Origin of the sequence: Thalassospira sp. B30-1 (assembly GCF_015767575.1) — a bacterium.
GTDB lineage: Bacteria > Pseudomonadota > Alphaproteobacteria > Rhodospirillales > Thalassospiraceae > Thalassospira > Thalassospira xiamenensis.
Window position 1 is genome coordinate 395,333 of sequence record NZ_CP065232.1, and the last position, 16,596, is coordinate 411,928.

Genomic DNA, 16,596 nt, shown 5'->3' on the forward strand with positions numbered 1-16,596 from the left:
TTATTGGCTTCGAGCCATCAGGATTTCGACGGCAAGACGGCGCGCCTCGCGGTTAAGCCCGATATGGTTGAGTGCGGCAACCGCGTCCGAAAGATCCTTCGGATCACCGTTAGGAACCCCTGCAACCTGCTGCGCATGAATGGCAAGGGCGACGGTTTTGCCGCGCTGCATATTCATTGCTGCGGTTTCCAGATGATGGTTGACTGCCGTGCTTACGGTTTGGCGTTCATCAAGATAGGGCGCGGTCAAAAGCGCATCCCAAAGTGCAATCGGGACTTCAATGCCAAAGCCGTCAAACAGGCTAAAGATCAGTTCTGAATCACGTTTTGCCTGAATCTGATCGCCGCGGGCGGCGTCCATTTCCTGCCATTCGGTCATACGGGCGCGGTGTTTGGCCTGTGCGTCGTTCATCGGTGCAGAAGTTTTGGCAGGTGGCGTAAGAGTTACAGCACCGCCCAGTCCATAACGGACAGGCGTTGTTGCCCCATCGTCGGGCAGATTAACCGTGACACTGCCATTCGACCCGTCGGCCATTTCGGTGGCGGTTGGTGTTCCGGTATCTTCAAGTCCGGCAAGTGCCAGAACCGGATAAAGAAGGATCAGACGGGATTCGATATCGTTGCCCGGATTGGAACTGTTTTTGGCGGTTTGCAGCCAACCGGACGCACGTTCCATATTGTTTGCCGCAATCGAGGATTTTAGCGCATCAATCGCAAACCACGAAAAATCACTATTCACCGGGATATCGGTCAGCAGATCGGACGTCAGGCGTGATACCTGAACGAAATCGCCATTGATGGTTGCAGATTCATAAAGGGCAGCGAGGATTTCCGCACGGACTGCTGCAACGTCACTTTTGGCGGCCGCCTGATACAGTTTGGCATATTGGCGGGCCTGCACCCCTTCGGGGGCATCGTCAAGCGCATTGGTTATCGCATCTGCGTCAAAAGAGACGTCGCTATAAATCTTGCGCAACTGCGCGGCTTCGATCAGGCCAAGTTTTTCAGCTTTGCGGGCGGCTTCAAGGCGCACATCGGTCGACGTTGCACGCGCATTGATCATGCCCAGAATGGCGGCGGCATTACCGGTTTCAAGCTGATTGGTCGGAATGCTTTGCTTGGCGATTTCAAGAAGCGCAATATCGATCGGGCGCAACGTGTTCAGCGAGTTCAGAATGTCTTGCGACGGGGCCGATCCATTCCGGATGGCTGATACCAGACTAAAGAAGGTTTTGTCGGTTTCGCCTTCCATTTCGCGGACCAGATCTGTCGAAAACGATGCCGATGTCCGGTCATTGGCATGAAGCGCGCACATGACAGCGGCTTTGAGCCAGAAAATATCGTCGAAGTTGTTGCTGTAACCATCGATTGCCGCACAGGCATCATCAAGTTTTCCAGCAATCATCAAAGCATTCACTTCGGCCTGTGCCAGCAGCGAGCCCCGTGCCCCTTGTGGTGTGGCGCGGACCAGATCAATCGCACCGTCCAGTTCACCCATATTGATCAGCTTGGCAGCACGCGTTTCAAGCATGCTGATTTCCTTGTGATCATCGGGAACGGCCGCGATGCTTAACAACAGGCGACGTGCAAGGTCGCGGCCCGTATGCGTTGCGGGCATTGCCGGAAGATCTGTCAGAAGACGTGCCGCCGTTTCCCGGCTTGTGCCGTTCCACATATCGGCACCAAATCCGCCACGTTCACGTCCCAGTGTGCCAACGGCCTCAGCATCAACAGCTTGCAACGTAACCGTCTGGACCGCGTCGGGGTCGCTTGGGAATGTATCTGGTAGTGTACCGGTACCCTGACCAAAATTGCTGTTTGGGCCCGAATTGCCGCCTGTTGCAGGGGCGGTCGCATCCGGTTGCGAATTTGCGTTCTGTTCTGCTTCCTGTTTCAAAAACAGCGGAACCGGTGCCTGCGCGTTGGCAAAAGCCACGGGCAAGGTGATTCCTGTCCCTGCCATCATTGTGACGAAACAGGATTGCATCAGCAGGCGAGAACGCAAGCGCATGTCAGTTGAACCTCGAATTCGGGATGGTTTCTTCCATCTGGGTCGTTGGCGATGGAATATCCCAAGTGACCAAAAATGTTGCGCCACCAGCGATGACAGCAATGATCAGCAATAAAATGAGACGCGAAATTATCTTCATGGTTATCCAGACTTCGGTGCGTTGGTTCTATATGCGCAAAGATCAGTATGCGGGGCCCGGTAAAAGATGCAAGACAGAGCCGAACCGCTTTGGCACAAAGCCATGAATTCAGCCTGTGATTTCTCCAACCCCGTTCCCCGAACCTTTTCCCTGACATTCCAATTCGGCGATATAAAGGCAGTTTAGGGTCCGGGTCCTCACAGAGGGTTAACGCGATGGCCAAAAGTTTTTGGCGGGTGCACAAATCTCGCTGCGTACCGGAATTGCTCAGATCCCTTGTTTAGCGAAGGAATTTGTCGGTGAACAGCGCGGTTTGCTTGCGTTCAGGCCGCAGCTGGCCTAAAGAAATGGGTAAATTGTGTGATAACCGGATTAAAGACAGGACTGCAAACCGATCATGGAGAGCAATATTGCCGAGTCGGGTTTGCGCGATGACGTGATTGCAAATATCCGGACAGGGCTGAAAGGCCGACCGCTGGTGTTTATTGGTCTGATGGGGGCCGGGAAAAGCTGCATCGGACGTATGGTCGCCAAGGCACTTGATCTGGATTTTGTTGATGCTGATCGTGAAATCGAGGAAGCCGCAGGCTGTTCGATTGCCGACATCTTCAAGCTATACGGCGAAGAGGCATTTCGCGAAGGTGAAGAACGCGTAATCGCGCGTCTGCTGGATGGCGAGCCGCTTGTGCTTGCGACCGGTGGTGGTGCGTTTATTCGCGAAAAAACCCGGGAACTTATTCTGGAAAAATCGGTCTCGGTCTGGCTGCGTGCCGACCTTGATCTGTTGCTGCAACGTACCAGCGGGCGAACGCATCGTCCGCTGCTCAATAATGGCGATCCGCGTCAGATTCTTGGCGATCTGATCGAGGCGCGCTATCCGGTCTATGCCGGCGCAGATATCATTTTTGACTGTGACGAATCCTCCAAGGAAGAAACGCGCGACGGGGTTATTGCCCTGCTTGGCCGTTCATTTGATAAAGACGGGAATATAATCCGGTGAGCAATCAGACGTCTCCTCTTGCGGCAAATCATGACGTTTTGCGCGTCGAACTTGGTGCGCGCAGCTATGATATTCTGGTCGGAAGCAATCTTTTAGCGGATACCGCAAGCCATATCGCGCCGTTCGTCAGAAAGGCCGGTGTCGTCGTTATCAGTGACGCGACGGTGGCGGAACGCCATCTTCCGGTGGTTCTGGCATCACTTGACGGGGCGGGTATCGCGCATCGCGAAGTGATCGTCCCTGCCGGTGAAAAATCCAAAAGCTTTGCCGTATTTGAAGATGTTATCGAACAGATTCTGGCGATGGGGATCGAACGTTCGACCCTGATCATGGCACTTGGCGGTGGGGTGGTTGGCGATCTTGCGGGTTATGTTGCAGCGTCGCTTTTGCGTGGTCTTGATTTCGTTCAAATTCCGACAACCCTGCTTTCACAAGTCGACAGTTCGGTTGGTGGCAAAACAGGCATCAATTCGAAATCGGGCAAAAACCTTGTCGGTGCATTCCATCAGCCGCGCCTTGTTTTGGCAGACACGGCGGTCCTTGATACATTGCCGCGCCGCGAAATGCTTGCCGGGTACGCCGAGGTTGTTAAATACGGCCTGATTGATGATCCGGAATTCTTTGACTGGCTTGAACAGAACGCCGAAGCCGTTTTGAGCAACGATGGTGCGGAGCGCCGAGAAGCCGTGATGCGCAGTTGTGCGGCCAAGGCGCGGATCGTGTCTCAGGATGAACGCGAGTCCGGGAAACGTGCTCTATTGAATTTGGGTCACACATTTGGGCATGCGCTGGAAGCGGAAACCGGATACGGCGCAAAGCTTCTGCATGGCGAAGCCGTCGCGATGGGGATGGTCATCGCCCATGACGTTTGCGCGGCAATGGGCATGGCCCCGGCTGGCGAAAAAGAACGGATTGCAAGTCATCTGAAATCGGTTGGTTTGCCGGTATGTGCGTCCGAAGTTCCGGGCATGCATTGGGATATTGATCGTTTGATCGGCCATATGTCGCGCGATAAAAAAGTTCGTGACGGTGAAATCACGTTTGTCATGACGCGTGGTATCGGCAAGGCTTTTACATCCAAGGCGATGGACATTCAGAAAATGCGTGCTGCCATTACCCGTTCCTGCCACGGCTAAGACAGAAGTTCGGGGTAATAGCGACTGTGAACTTGATGACTTGCCCGATCAGAGATTGACCTGATACGCCGCAACAGCACAAAGTAAATATCTGTTGCGTACACTCATTGGAGACGAACCTGAATGACAATCACGATTGTCGTGATTTTTATCCTGCTGATGCTTTCGGCGTTCTTTTCTGGCTCGGAGACTGCGCTGACAGCAGCATCAAAGCCAGTCATGCATCACAAGGAACAGGATGGAGATCAGCGGGCAGGGATCGTCAACCGGTTGCGCCAGTATCAGGAGCGGTTGATCGGTGCCATTCTGCTGGGTAACAACCTTGTCAACATTCTGGCATCTGCCTTGGCAACGTCTGTCATGATCGAGCTTTTTGGTGAACGCGGTGTCGTTTATGCGACCGCGGCCATGACGGCACTTGTGCTTATATTTTCTGAAATTCTGCCAAAGACCTATGCGCTTCAGCATGCAGACAGCATGGCGCTGCGCGTTGCCCGGCCGATGAGTATTCTGGTTGTTGTTTTTGCGCCGGTTACCCAGACCATTCAGGTGCTGGTACGTGCCACCCTGCATCTTTTTGGCAGCGGCGACGGCCCGGGAACCGACCGCGAGCGTGAATTGCGCGGTGCCATTGAATTGCATGCGGATGACGTCGTTGTTGGTGATCATCATGCCGAACGCACGATGTTGCATGGGGTTCTTGACCTTGAGGATGTCGGGGTCTGGGAAATCATGGTGCACCGTCGCAAGGTGCAGATGATTGATATCACGCGCCCGATGGAAGAAATCCTTGATACGGTATTGGCAAGCCCGCATACGCGTATTCCGATCTATGACAAGGATCCGGATAACATCGTTGGCGTTTTGCATGCGCGTGAGGCGCTGAAAGCGATCGTCCGCGGGGCAAAGCCTGAAACGGCAGAAGATGTTCGCATGCTGAGTTCCGAACCCTGGTTCATCCCCGATAGCACCACGCTTGCCGATCAGCTTAAGGCGTTCAAGGAACGTCACGAGCATTTCGCGATTGTCGTCGATGAATATGGGGCGTTCGAAGGCGTCGTGTCGCTTGAAGATATCCTTGAAGAAATTGTTGGCGATATCGCCGATGAAACCGACGTCGAGGTTGTTGGTGTTCAGCCGCAAACCGATGGATCGGTCATTGTGCGCGGTGATGTGACCATTCGTGACCTTAATCGTCGTTTTGGCTGGCGTTTGCCCGACGAAGAGGCCGCAACCGTTGCCGGGTTGTTGCTTTATGAAACCCGCCGTATTCCCGATGTCGGACAGCAGTTCCGATTCCATGGACTGGAATTCGAAGTCCTGCGTCGCATTCGAAATCAGATAACCCGCATCAAATTACGTGAAGTGCGCGAAGTCGCAACCGACGATACGAACTAGCATTGATTGCACCAAAACAAACGGGCTGCACGGGAAACCGGGCGGCCCGTTTTGTTTGCTGGGTGTAAATATGTTCTTTTAAATCTACTTATCGGTTAAAATGATCGGCAAAGGTCTTGATCGATGTGATTGCAGGGCCAATTGCAAATAAGGGCCCCGGACGCATTTGATGCGTTGTTTTCAGCAATCTGATCGGGGCAGGGCACGTGGCAACAGCAACCCGCAGAGGGAAAAACATGGATACGAAAATCGTACCTGGTGTGGTCAAAGAGCAGTCGATCGCAACCTTGAACCCAGCAGACTCGGTCATGGACGCCGTTAATATGATGACCGAACGCAAGATCGGTGCTGTGATCATTGTCGATAACAATGCCAGGCTTGCCGGCATCTTTACAGAGCGTGACCTTGTAAACCGGGTTGTCGCAAAGGGTCTTGATGCGGCTTCTACCCCCCTTAAACAGGTTATGACGACCAATCCCGATACACTTGCACCCGGCGATACGGCGATGAATGCCCTTGAATTGATGAGTGCGCGCCGCTACCGACATCTTCCGGTGCTTGATGGGGAAAATGTCGTCGGCATGGTGTCGATCCGCGATCTGTTCAATGTCGTGAAGGCACAGCTTGAAGAAGATTTGCGCGAACGCGAAAAGTTTATTTTCGGGTCCGATTACGGCGTCGCGTAAATCAGGTTTAGTCCATGAAATATGCTTTGGACGGCTGATGCGGAGGTTTCGCATCAGCCGTTCTGCGTTTTTGAAGGTTGACAACGTGCCAGTTACTGTCTTTACGTTTACGTAAAGGAGATATACGCCATGCCTTTATCCAACCCTTCGGAACGTGACCATATCCATACCCGCAACGTTACCTGCACCGGATATCGTCGCAAGGACGGTCTTTGGGATATCGAAGGCCATATCACCGATACCAAGACATACGGGTTTGAAAATAACGACCGCGGCGAAATTCCCGCCGGTGTACCGATCCATGAAATGTGGCTGCGCATTACTGTGGGGGATGACATGGTGATAAGTGCGGTTGAAGCCGTCACTGATCATGCCCCGTTCAATGCCTGTGATGAAATTGCCCCGAACTACGCAGCACTGGTCGGACTTCGGATCGGGCCGGGGTTGAAACAGCAGATTCGCGAACGGGTTGGAGGCATTCACGGATGCACGCATCTGACCGAACTGATGGGACCGGTGGCAACGACTGCGTTTCAGACAATCTTTCCGATCCGCGCCCGCGAGGCCGAAGAACGCCGAAAGCAGGCGGAAAAGGATGGCACGGTGCCAAACCCGCCGAAAAAGCGCCGATCTCCATTGGTGAATAGCTGCCACGGGTGGCGAAGTGACGGTGCGGCGGTCAAACGCATTGCGCCCGATATGTATACCGGTGACTAAGCGGTCAGTCTTGTAACGCTGTTATTACACACAATATCACCGGTGACGGGGTTTGGTGAATGTCAGGTGTTGCATGAGACGCCATACACAGCCATCAGGACAAAATCTTTCGGGGCGATTTGCGTCGGCCTATAGCTGTATTTTGCTGCTTGGCCTGATGGCATGCGTGTTTGTGATTACGCTCAGAGGCCTTCCCGCACAGGGGCAGGAACAAGCACAGGATTCTACCGGCTCATCGGACGAGAACGCATTCCTCATCCTTCAAACCAATCTTCAGCCTCCCTATCAGCAATTGCAGAACGGCATTTTGCGAGGCTATTCCATCGCAGTATTGAATTGCGCGTTTGAACGGATCGGGGTTGGGTACGGGATCGCGATTGCACCCCGCCAGCGCAATCGGGAAATGGTGCGAAACGGGCAGGCGGACGGGTTCTTTCTGGCGCGGATCAGCTCCTTCATGGACCAATACGCCGAGCCGACCTTGCCGCTAGCACTTGAAAAATGGGTCTGGATTTCAGCTGCCGGACAACAGGGCAGTTTCGCGTCAAGCCCGACACCCGACAGTCTGCTTTCTGTTGGTGCCATCCTTGGCTCCAACGAAGCAGAATGGCTGGCAGAGCAAGGGTATCAGGAAATTGTCAAGGCACCGTCCATCAACTCCCTGATTTCGCAGGTCCTGGCCGGGCGCGTTGAATACGCCTTGGTCGACAAACAGACTTTCGAGGCCGCGCGCGACAGCATGGGCCACCATGAAGCTCAGTTCAACGTCCAGTTCGAACGATATGCCCCGCTTGTTGTTTATATTGGGCGGGAATATACCCGCCTTAATCCCGGGCTGATTGCGTCGCTGAATACGGCGCTGGGTGCATGCGAAACCTTACCCATGCAGCTTGAGGATTGGGAACGTGATCTGATTACTCGTCAGCAATTACCGGCGATCCGCGCCATGGCGGCGAATGCGGAACTTGTTGGTGCGGTACGGTCCGCAATGGGTGGAGCACAAATTCAGCCTGATGCGATTGTCGAAATCGATCGCGAATGGCGTCAGGGCAGCGAAGGCGGGATTGCCAGCCCGAAGGCAACCGAAATCCTTGAAAATCCGCTTTCCGATATCTTGCGGGCCTTTCAGGAAAGCGACGCCGACAATATTGCCGAAATATTCGTATTCGATACCAACGGCGCGGTTATCGGCATGAACCGGTTGACGACCGATTTCGATCAATCAGATGAGCAGAAATTCGAGGTCACCATTAGCCATGACCCGGATATAAGTCAGATCGCCGACATCTATTTTGATGGATCAACCCGTGCCTTTCTGTCGCAGATCACGGTTCCGATCATTAATCCGGAAACCGGAGATGTTATCGCGGCAATGACGGTTGGCCTTGATGTTTCAGGGGCACTGCGACCCGACAGCTGATTTCGGTTTCAGTTCGGTTTGGTCGGATCGGTGATGTTGATCGTAATCGCACTGTACCAGTCTGCTGCGGTCTGCATTCCTTTATCGTCAAGCTCGGTTGCAATTGGCGACATGATGTCATGATTGCGCTTGCCGTTTCGGAACGCTTTTAACTGTGTTTCGAGATAGATATTGGTTTCACCGGCAAGGTTGGGAACGTCCGGCATTTCCGAAATCCCGTTTGAACCATGGCAGGTGCTGCATAGTTCCGGGGCATCATCAGGGTTTTCCCCGGCTGGCAGTGTGGCAGTCACATCAAAATGGTTATACCAGGCCGCGGCGTCGGCGATCTGCTGGTCGGATAAACTGCTGGCAACCACGGTCATCATTTCATGTTCCCGGCTGCCATCGCGAAACGCGCGCAATTGGGTTTCAATATATGCCGCGGGTTCGCCGCCGATATGCGGGGCAATCGGGATGCGGGCAAATCCGTCCAGACCATGACAGGTTCGACATATGCCCGCAACTTTCCGACCGGCATCAATGTCCTGTGCCAAGGAAGCCCCGGCGGGCAAAAGCCCGCCGAGAATCACGATAAGCAATATCCGCATTATTTCCCCTCGTACCAGATGCGGTACAGGGCACCGGCAAGGTCATCCGATACAATCAGGGACCCGTCGCGCAGCTGGGCGACATCAACCGGGCGGCCAAGATATTCCCCGTTTTCATCGATCCAGCCTTCGGCGAAGGGCTCTATGCGGGCCGTGCCGTCACTGTCGATAAAGGTTACCATCACGCGCGCGCCGACCGGCGTGGTGCGGTTCCACGATCCGTGCTGGGCCGAGAAAATCGCATTCTTGTATTTGGCCGGGAACATCTTGCCCGTGTAGAAGGACATGCCAAGGTCGGCAGCATGTGCAATGGTTTCGACCGCGGGCATCACGACATCATAGGGAACTTCTTCACCGGCATATTCATTTGTGCGAACGTTGCCGCCGCCATACCAGGGATGGCCGAAATGCTGACCGGCTGCTGTCTGGTGATTGATTTCGCCGGGCGGAATGTCATCGCCCATGCCGTCAACCTGATTGTCCGTCCACCATAGTTCGCCGGTTTCCGGATGGAAGTCATGACCGACGGAGTTCCGGACCCCGTATGTGTATACTTCACGGCCGGTTCCATCGATGTTGATGCGTATAATACCGCCTATCCCGTGTTGGCGATAAAGATCAAGCTTGTCCTTGGGTGAAACGTTAAAGGGTTGTCCAAGCGAGATATAAAGTTTGCCATCCGGGCCGATTTTGCAAACACGTGCGGTGTGATTGTAGCTTTCTTCGGACGTTGGAATCAACTCACCCTGTTTAACGACATTGAATGCCGCGACATCGGGGCTTTCATAGAAAAATTCGGCGGCGGGGAAGGTCAGAACCCTGTTTTGCTCTGCGATATAGAGCATGCCATCGGGAGAGAAGCACGGACCGTTGGGAATGGAGAACCGCAAGGACGGGGCGAAGTCCTTGACCTCGTCTGCAACACGGTCCTTGTTGCGGTCGGTTACCGACCAGACCTTGTCCTTGCGCGTGCCGACAAATGTCACAACCCCTTGCGGGCCAACGGCGATATGGCGGGCATCGGGAACAACGGCATAAAGGGCAATCTTGAAACCGTCCGGCAGAGTAATGCGTTCAAGCGTTTTCTTGATGCCATCAGCATAGTCACCGCTTTGCTCGATTCTTGTGAACTCGCTGGTGCCTGTTGACTGGAAATTGGAGAGTTTTTCAAGATTGTCCGGGGCGGGGGCCTGTGCGTAGGCCGTTCCAGACATAAACAGGGCGACGCTTGCCCCGATAAGGCGCGTTCTCATAACCTAGTCCTCCCGTTTGTATCGGGCGCAGATTTGACCGGCGCCCGTGCCCCATATGCAGGAGACTGCGCATCGGGCTTCTGGGCTATTATTGCGCCGAAAAACAACGGTCGTCTAAGTTGATTTCACGATGCGGAATAAACGCTTTGGTTATTTTTAGGTCGCAGCCGCTGCATATTCGGAAGGTGTCATGGTTTTCAAAGCCAGCGCGTGAACGCGATCTTTCAGAAGCTGATCAAGGGCTGCGTAAACCAGCCGCTGGCGATTGACGCGGTTCTCGCCATCAAATTTTTGGGAAACGACCAGTATGGAAAAATGCGACTCTCCGCGTGGGTCGGCGCCTGAATGACCGGCATGTTTTGACGAATCATCGATGATTTCGAGTTTCTCGGGGGCGAATTCCGCGGTCAGGATATCGCTAATCTGTTGGGCTACCTGCATGACAATGGCCTCATGTTTCGGTGTGTTTCGCATGAATTAATGCGAAAATCTGACTGTTGGCACCGTTGTGGCACGCGATGGCAGTTTTTCAAGCCTTTTATCGCATTAAAACGGCTCGTATGATATTGCGAAGCTTGATGATCAGAACATATAAACGCAGATGAACCGCGGCCAACGCAACAAACGCAAAACCCTTTACCATGAAGAACCAGACCTGCCCGTATGTGAATGGCCGGGATGTGAAGGTCATGGGGAATTTCGTGCGCCCAAGGACCGCAAACTTCGCGAGTACTATAAGTTCTGTCTCGACCATGTCCGGGAATACAACAAGTCCTGGAACTATTACGAGGGCATGAAAGCCGAAGACATCGAAAACGATGTCCGGCGTGATACCCATTGGCAACGCCCGACATGGCGGTTCGGGCATATTCGCGGTGCCAAGAAACCGTTCAACTTCAAATTCAGCGACGGTTTCGGCTTCTTTAATGAAGATGGTGATCCGACCCATCATGGCCCAGGGGGTGACCCCGCGGGGGATCGCCGACGCAAAAGCGAAGATGCCCAGCGTCGCGCGGGGGCTATGGGCATGCCATCCGAACAGCAACAGGCCATGGCAACGCTTGATCTTCCTTGGCCGTTTTCCAAGGACGAGCTTAAGTCAAAATACAAGGCGCTGTCGAAAAAATACCATCCCGACGCCAATGGCGGCGACAAGGTTGCCGAAGAACGCTTTAAGAAAATCAGTGCAGCCTATTCGTCGCTGATGAGATACATCCGTGATCTGGAAGCACGTGTTTCCACGTAATCAGAGACTGGTATCGGGCGAAATTTGATAAAATCTGCCTTGCAATTCGTGCCGCGGACCTTTTCATTGTTCGATCCATTGGCGGCGATAGATTTTTTTTGCGCATCTTCCCTTTGTCACGCGCATCTTAGCCGCTATTAATGAGCTAGTTTTCAAACGAGACCGCGTCACCGGTCCGACAAATGCGCGAGTACTTATGAGCCAAGGTTACGAAGCGACAGGTGCAGCCGCCGAACATCCGCTGGATGCACCAGACATCAAAATCTCCGTTCGTGAAGCGTTCGGGATTGATTCCGACATGAAGGTTCCGGCATTCAGCCAGGGCAGCGAACATGTTCCCATGATTGATCCGACCTATCGGTTTGATCGCGATACGACGTTGGCCATTCTGGCGGGCTTCGCCCATAACCGCCGCGTGATGATCCAAGGGTATCACGGTACGGGTAAGTCGACCCATATCGAACAGGTTGCTGCACGTCTGAACTGGCCTTGTGTTCGTGTAAACCTTGATAGCCACATTTCGCGTATCGACCTGATCGGCAAAGATGCCATCGTGTTGCGCGATGGCAAACAGATCACGGAATTCCGCGAAGGCATTTTGCCCTGGGCGCTTAAACGTCCGGTCGCGATGGTCTTTGATGAATATGATGCCGGTCGCCCCGATGTGATGTTCGTTATCCAGCGTGTTCTGGAAGTCGATGGCAAGCTGACCCTGCTTGATCAGAACAAGGTCATCCATCCGCATCCGAATTTCCGCCTGTTTGCGACGTCAAACACGGTCGGCCTTGGCGATACCACGGGCCTATATCACGGGACCCAGCAGATCAACCAGGCCCAGATGGACCGTTGGTCGATTGTTGCGACCCTTAACTATCTGTCGGTTGCCGATGAAACCAACATTGTGACCGCCAAGGTGCCGTCGTTCGACAATGCCGAAGGCCGCAAGAAGATCGAGGCCATGGTTGCCCTTGCCAACCTGACCCGCCAGGGATTTGTCGCAGGCGATATTTCGACTGTCATGAGCCCGCGTACCGTTATTACGCTTGCTGAAAACGCCGAGATTTTCGGGGAAATTTCCTATGCGTTTCGCGTGACGTTCCTGAACCGTTGCGACGAGGTCGAACGCCCGATCCTGGCTGAATATTATCAGCGGTGCTTTGGCGAGGAACTTCCCGAAGAAGCCATCAATGTGATGGTCCGTTAGGATCATTCATTGTTAAAGCAAATCGGCGACCTGATTCCAGAAGCGAGTAGAGCAATGAAAAATGATGAAGCGCTTTCCGGATTTTTGCGCGGCACAGCGGCGACATTTCGCGCGCTTGCCGGACGCAATGATCTTGAAGTCGGCTTTGTCAAAGGCGGTCGGGCAGGTGGCTATGGCGAACATGTGCGCCTGCCGATGCCCAAACAGGCGCTGCCGAAGGACGAGGTTGCCGACCTGCGCGGGGTTGCCGATGGCTGGGCGTTGAAACTGCGTCACCATGATGTGGCCCTTCATGCCCGCCGTATGCCCGAAACCGCCGAGGCACAGGCCGTTTACGACGCGCTGGAAACGGCGCGTTGCGAGGCGGTCGGTTCGCGTTATTTCCCGGGGGTCCGCAAGAACCTGCGTGAACATGCCGAACAGGATTGCCGTGCCAAAAACTTCCATCGGTTGACGGCGCGCGAAGATGCCCCGTTTGCTGATGCAATCGGGATGCTGGCGCGCGAGATTTTTACTGGCGAACCCGCCCCGTCATCGGCCCGCCCGCTGATCGATCTGTGGCGTGCCCATATCGAAGAAAATGCCGGTACAGACCTGAACGATCTGCGCGATCTGATTGACGATCAGGATGCGTTTGCGCGGGGATTGCGCCGCCTGCTTGATCATTTGTCTCTTGAAGATGATATCGACGAAGCCCCGCCTGAAAATGACGGCGAGGATGAGGACGAAAAAGAAGGCGAAACCGACCCGGACGAGGAACTTGACAGTCAGGGTGGCCAGCAGGGGCAGGCTGACGAGTCCGAACCTGATGGTGATGATCAGCAGCAGGATGCCGGTACCGAAGAAGCCGAAGCCGGTGAAGGCGATATCGATGACCAGCAGCTTGAAGCCATGTCGCAGGAAGAACAGCCTGCCGGACCGGGCGAACAGCCGGAATTTGACGGTCGGAACGAACCGATTGAACGCGGCTATGAACCCTTTACGCGTGAATTTGATGAAATCGTAACTGCCGACGAGCTTTGCGAAGGCCTGGAGCTTTCGCGTCTGCGCGCCATGCTCGATAAGCAGCTTGCGAATTTGCAGAATGTCGTTTCGCGCCTTGCCAACCGGTTGCAACGCCGCCTGATGGCGCAGCAAAATCGTGGCTGGGACTTTGACCTTGAAGAAGGCATCCTTGATGCGGCGAAGCTGGCGCGTATTGTTTCAACACCTTCGACCTCGCTGTCCTTCAAACAGGAACAAGATACAGATTTCCGGGATACGGTCGTGACGCTGCTGATCGATAATTCCGGTTCCATGCGCGGGCGCCCGATCACGATTGCCGCACTATCTGCCGACATTCTGGCACGTACCCTTGAACGGTGCGGGGTGAAGGTCGAAATCCTTGGTTTTACCACCCGGCAGTGGAAAGGTGGCCAATCGCGCGAAAAATGGGTTGAAAGTGGCAAGCCGCCAAAACCGGGCCGTCTCAACGACCTGCGCCACATCATCTATAAAGCGGCCGATACCCCGTGGCGGCGCGCGCGCAAGAATCTTGGCCTGATGCTGCGCGAAGGACTGCTTAAGGAAAATATCGACGGCGAAGCTCTGCTTTGGGCGCACGAACGCCTTCTGGGCCGTTCGGAACAACGCCGGATTTTGATGGTGATTTCCGACGGCGCGCCGGTCGATGATTCGACCCTGTCGGTAAATTCCGGAAATTACCTTGAACGGCACCTGCGCGAGGTCATCGACTGGATTCAGACCCGTTCGCCAGTTGAACTGCTTGCGATCGGGATCGGACATGATGTGACCCGCTATTACCAGCGTGCGGTAACGATCAACGACCCCGAAGAGCTTGGCGGGACGATGTTGCGTGAATTGTCCGATCTGTTCGATGAACAGGGGGGCCGTCAGCCCAAACGTCCGATGCGTCATGTGCCTGCGGATACCGCCAAGGACAAGGCGACCGGTGATCGTGACCGCTGGTAGGTCATGGGGATAGGGCCGTTATGACAGCCATTACCCGCTTTGCCCCCAGTCCGACCGGGTTTCTTCATATTGGTCATGCGGCCTCGGCCCTGTTTTCCGCAAAACAGGCCGGTCCGAATGGTCGTTTCCTTTTGCGGATCGAAGATATAGATCAAACCCGCTGTCGCCCGGAATATGTTGATGCGATCTTTGAGGACCTTGCTTGGCTGGGGCTTCGATGGGAAGAACCTGTTCGCATTCAGTCGCAGCATTTCCGTGATTATGAGAAGGTCCTGGATCGTTTGACCGATGCCGGGCTGCTTTATCCGTGCTTTTGTACGCGAAAAGACATTCAGGAAGAAATCGCGCGGATTGGAAATGCGCCGCATGGGCCGGATGGTGTGCTTTACCCGGGGACCTGTCGTAATCTTAGTGCTTCCGAGCGCGCAGATCGTGTTGCGACGGGGGAAAGCTATGCGCTGCGTCTGGATATGGTGCGTGCCCTTAGACAGGTCGCCAGCCCGTTATCGTGGTATGACCGCAAGGTTGGCAAACAGGATGCAACGCCAGAAATATTTGGCGATGTTGTTCTGGCGCGCAAGGACACGCCGACAAGCTACCATCTATCGGTAACCCATGATGATCATTTGCAGGGCATCAACCTTGTCACCCGCGGCGAAGACCTGTTTTTTGCAAGCCACCTGCATCGCCTGTTACAGGAATTGCTGGGGTATGATGTTCCTGAATATCATCATCATGGCCTGCTTACGGGCCCGGATGGCAAACGGTTTGCCAAGCGCGACAAATCAAAAACACTGCGATCCATGCGTGACGAGGGTATGAGCGCCCAAGAGGTCATTGCGCTAAGCGGATATGTCTAGGCGACGTCGTTCTGGTTTCCAGAAGGTCAGGGCGTTCGACGAACCAGCTGCGAATAAAATCAATCATCAACCGGTTTTTGGCCGGCAGGTTTTCCTGATAGGGGTAAACCAGATAGATCGGTCGTAACGGCGATGAATAGCCATCCAGTGCCGTTTCAAGCAATCCGTCGAAGATTGCCGGAAGGGCAACATACCGGGGCAGCCGGGCAACGCCCAATCCGCGGATCGCGGCATTGCGCAACAGCGGATAATGATTAAGGCGCAGATTGCCCTGTGCCGGAACTGATTGTGCGCCATCATCGGAAAAGAAAACCCAGTTGCCGTCCTTGTAGTACTGAAAATTCAGCAGGCAATTGTGATTTCCCAGATCGGCGGGTGTTTCGGGCTTTGGGTGCTTTGCCCAGTAGGTAGGGCTTGCGCAGATCAGTTCGGACAATTGACCCAGCGGAATGGCAACCTGTTCTGGGTCGTCGGTCAATCCGACGCGAATGGCGATATCGATATGGGCAGATTGCAGCGCGCGGAAGGTGTTTTCCAGTTCCATTTCGATCTGTATGCGCGGATGTGCTTTTTGAAATGCGACGATGATGTCATCAAGAAACATCTCGCCAAAGGAAACGGGAACCGTAATGCGAACGGTGCCGACCGGCTCGCCGCGCAGAGCCTCGACGGCTTCGAATGCGGCGGCGGCACTTTGGGTGATGTTTTGGCAATAACCCAGAAATGTGATCCCGATTTCGGTTGGTTCTACCTTGCGGGTTGACCGGAACAGCAATTGCGCCCCCAGCTCTGATTCCAGTCTTTTGACATGTTGGCTGATCAGGCCCTTGGACACGCCAAGTGCCTTGGCGGCGTGGGTAAAGCCACCGTTTTCCATGACGGCCGCAAAGCTGCGCATTTCATTCAGATAATCTTTCATTGTTTAGAATATTAAACAAAATGTTTGGAAATAACCAGATTATCCTT

Annotated in this window: 15 protein-coding genes; 10 read left to right on the forward strand and 5 right to left on the reverse strand. The window is 54.2% G+C overall.

The window, feature by feature from the left end; genetic code table 11:
• Positions 1 to 1,935 carry a hypothetical protein gene (locus tag IT971_RS01840; protein WP_063095295.1) on the reverse strand — a complete coding sequence of 645 codons (1,935 nt, stop codon included), beginning with the start codon at positions 1,933 to 1,935 and terminating at the stop codon, positions 1 to 3.
• Between the two features lie 611 nt (positions 1,936 to 2,546).
• On the opposite strand from IT971_RS01840, the gene IT971_RS01845 reads away from it, so the two are divergent.
• The 6 genes from IT971_RS01845 (at position 2,547) to IT971_RS01870 (ending at position 8,506) form a co-directional block, all read left to right on the forward strand.
• A complete protein-coding gene (locus IT971_RS01845; RefSeq protein WP_007089047.1) occupies positions 2,547 to 3,149 on the forward strand; it encodes a shikimate kinase in 603 nt (200 codons plus the stop codon).
• Complete coding sequence (aroB, locus tag IT971_RS01850; RefSeq protein WP_063095291.1) at positions 3,146 to 4,285, forward strand: 3-dehydroquinate synthase; 1,140 nt, start codon at positions 3,146 to 3,148, stop codon at positions 4,283 to 4,285. The genes IT971_RS01845 and aroB overlap by 4 nt, the downstream gene beginning before the upstream one ends.
• A gap of 123 nt (positions 4,286 to 4,408) precedes the next feature.
• Positions 4,409 to 5,683 (forward strand): HlyC/CorC family transporter, encoded by a 1,275-nt coding sequence (locus tag IT971_RS01855; protein WP_007089045.1) that lies wholly within the window; start codon positions 4,409 to 4,411, stop codon positions 5,681 to 5,683.
• Positions 5,684 to 5,919: 236 nt separating this feature from the next.
• Entirely contained in the window at positions 5,920 to 6,369 is a 450-nt protein-coding gene (locus IT971_RS01860) for a CBS domain-containing protein (protein WP_063095289.1), read from the forward strand.
• 129 nt (positions 6,370 to 6,498) lie between these two features.
• Positions 6,499 to 7,086, forward strand: a complete 588-nt coding sequence (locus IT971_RS01865; RefSeq protein WP_063095286.1) for a DUF2889 domain-containing protein — start codon at positions 6,499 to 6,501, stop codon at positions 7,084 to 7,086.
• Between the two features lie 73 nt (positions 7,087 to 7,159).
• The gene (locus IT971_RS01870; protein WP_063095284.1) at positions 7,160 to 8,506 is read left to right on the forward strand and encodes a hypothetical protein; all 1,347 of its coding nucleotides are present in this window, start codon (positions 7,160 to 7,162) and stop codon (positions 8,504 to 8,506) included.
• A gap of 8 nt (positions 8,507 to 8,514) precedes the next feature.
• Here IT971_RS01870 and IT971_RS01875 read toward each other — a convergent pair whose 3' ends face one another.
• The 3 genes from IT971_RS01875 to IT971_RS01885 form a co-directional block, all read right to left on the reverse strand.
• Positions 8,515 to 9,096, reverse strand: a complete 582-nt coding sequence (locus IT971_RS01875; RefSeq protein ID WP_063095282.1) for a cytochrome c — start codon at positions 9,094 to 9,096, stop codon at positions 8,515 to 8,517.
• A complete protein-coding gene (locus IT971_RS01880) occupies positions 9,096 to 10,349 on the reverse strand; it encodes a sorbosone dehydrogenase family protein (protein WP_063095281.1) in 1,254 nt (417 codons plus the stop codon). The genes IT971_RS01875 and IT971_RS01880 overlap by 1 nt, the downstream gene beginning before the upstream one ends.
• 156 nt (positions 10,350 to 10,505) lie before the next feature.
• Positions 10,506 to 10,790, reverse strand: a complete 285-nt coding sequence (locus tag IT971_RS01885; protein ID WP_063095364.1) for a BolA family transcriptional regulator — start codon at positions 10,788 to 10,790, stop codon at positions 10,506 to 10,508.
• Positions 10,791 to 10,950: 160 nt separating this feature from the next.
• Here IT971_RS01885 and IT971_RS01890 point away from each other — a divergent pair, with 160 nt between their 5' ends.
• The 4 genes from IT971_RS01890 (at position 10,951) to gluQRS (ending at position 15,630) form a co-directional block, all read left to right on the forward strand.
• Positions 10,951 to 11,595 carry a J domain-containing protein gene (locus IT971_RS01890; RefSeq protein ID WP_007089038.1) on the forward strand — a complete coding sequence of 215 codons (645 nt, stop codon included), beginning with the start codon at positions 10,951 to 10,953 and terminating at the stop codon, positions 11,593 to 11,595.
• 196 nt (positions 11,596 to 11,791) lie between these two features.
• Positions 11,792 to 12,799 (forward strand): cobaltochelatase subunit CobS, encoded by a 1,008-nt coding sequence (gene cobS / locus IT971_RS01895; RefSeq protein WP_007089037.1) that lies wholly within the window; start codon positions 11,792 to 11,794, stop codon positions 12,797 to 12,799.
• 54 nt (positions 12,800 to 12,853) lie between these two features.
• Entirely contained in the window at positions 12,854 to 14,770 is a 1,917-nt protein-coding gene (cobT, locus tag IT971_RS01900) for a cobaltochelatase subunit CobT (protein WP_037990567.1), read from the forward strand.
• Between the two features lie 20 nt (positions 14,771 to 14,790).
• Positions 14,791 to 15,630 (forward strand): tRNA glutamyl-Q(34) synthetase GluQRS, encoded by an 840-nt coding sequence (gene gluQRS / locus IT971_RS01905; protein WP_063095280.1) that lies wholly within the window; start codon positions 14,791 to 14,793, stop codon positions 15,628 to 15,630.
• Here gluQRS and IT971_RS01910 read toward each other — a convergent pair.
• The gene (locus tag IT971_RS01910) at positions 15,605 to 16,549 is read right to left on the reverse strand and encodes a LysR family transcriptional regulator (RefSeq protein WP_063095277.1); all 945 of its coding nucleotides are present in this window, start codon (positions 16,547 to 16,549) and stop codon (positions 15,605 to 15,607) included. The two genes, gluQRS and IT971_RS01910, sit on opposite strands and share 26 nt — an antisense overlap.
• Positions 16,550 to 16,596 lie beyond the last annotated feature (47 nt).

What these genes read in the sequence shown, in the direction of transcription:
- IT971_RS01845 (WP_007089047.1), top strand. Translation starts at nt 2,547, where the DNA reads ATGGAGAGCAATATTGCCGAGTCGGGTTTGCGCGATGACGTGATTGCA.
- IT971_RS01855 (WP_007089045.1), top strand. Translation starts at nt 4,409, where the DNA reads ATGACAATCACGATTGTCGTGATTTTTATCCTGCTGATGCTTTCGGCG.
- IT971_RS01860 (WP_063095289.1), top strand. Translation starts at nt 5,920, where the DNA reads ATGGATACGAAAATCGTACCTGGTGTGGTCAAAGAGCAGTCGATCGCA.
- IT971_RS01865 (WP_063095286.1), top strand. Translation starts at nt 6,499, where the DNA reads ATGCCTTTATCCAACCCTTCGGAACGTGACCATATCCATACCCGCAAC.
- IT971_RS01870 (WP_063095284.1), top strand. Translation starts at nt 7,160, where the DNA reads ATGAGACGCCATACACAGCCATCAGGACAAAATCTTTCGGGGCGATTT.
- IT971_RS01875 (WP_063095282.1), bottom strand. Translation starts at nt 9,096, where the DNA reads ATGCGGATATTGCTTATCGTGATTCTCGGCGGGCTTTTGCCCGCCGGG.
- IT971_RS01880 (WP_063095281.1), bottom strand. Translation starts at nt 10,349, where the DNA reads ATGAGAACGCGCCTTATCGGGGCAAGCGTCGCCCTGTTTATGTCTGGA.
- IT971_RS01885 (WP_063095364.1), bottom strand. Translation starts at nt 10,790, where the DNA reads ATGCAGGTAGCCCAACAGATTAGCGATATCCTGACCGCGGAATTCGCC.
- IT971_RS01890 (WP_007089038.1), top strand. Translation starts at nt 10,951, where the DNA reads ATGAACCGCGGCCAACGCAACAAACGCAAAACCCTTTACCATGAAGAA.
- cobS (WP_007089037.1), top strand. Translation starts at nt 11,792, where the DNA reads ATGAGCCAAGGTTACGAAGCGACAGGTGCAGCCGCCGAACATCCGCTG.
- cobT (WP_037990567.1), top strand. Translation starts at nt 12,854, where the DNA reads ATGAAAAATGATGAAGCGCTTTCCGGATTTTTGCGCGGCACAGCGGCG.
- gluQRS (WP_063095280.1), top strand. Translation starts at nt 14,791, where the DNA reads ATGACAGCCATTACCCGCTTTGCCCCCAGTCCGACCGGGTTTCTTCAT.
- IT971_RS01910 (WP_063095277.1), bottom strand. Translation starts at nt 16,549, where the DNA reads ATGAAAGATTATCTGAATGAAATGCGCAGCTTTGCGGCCGTCATGGAA.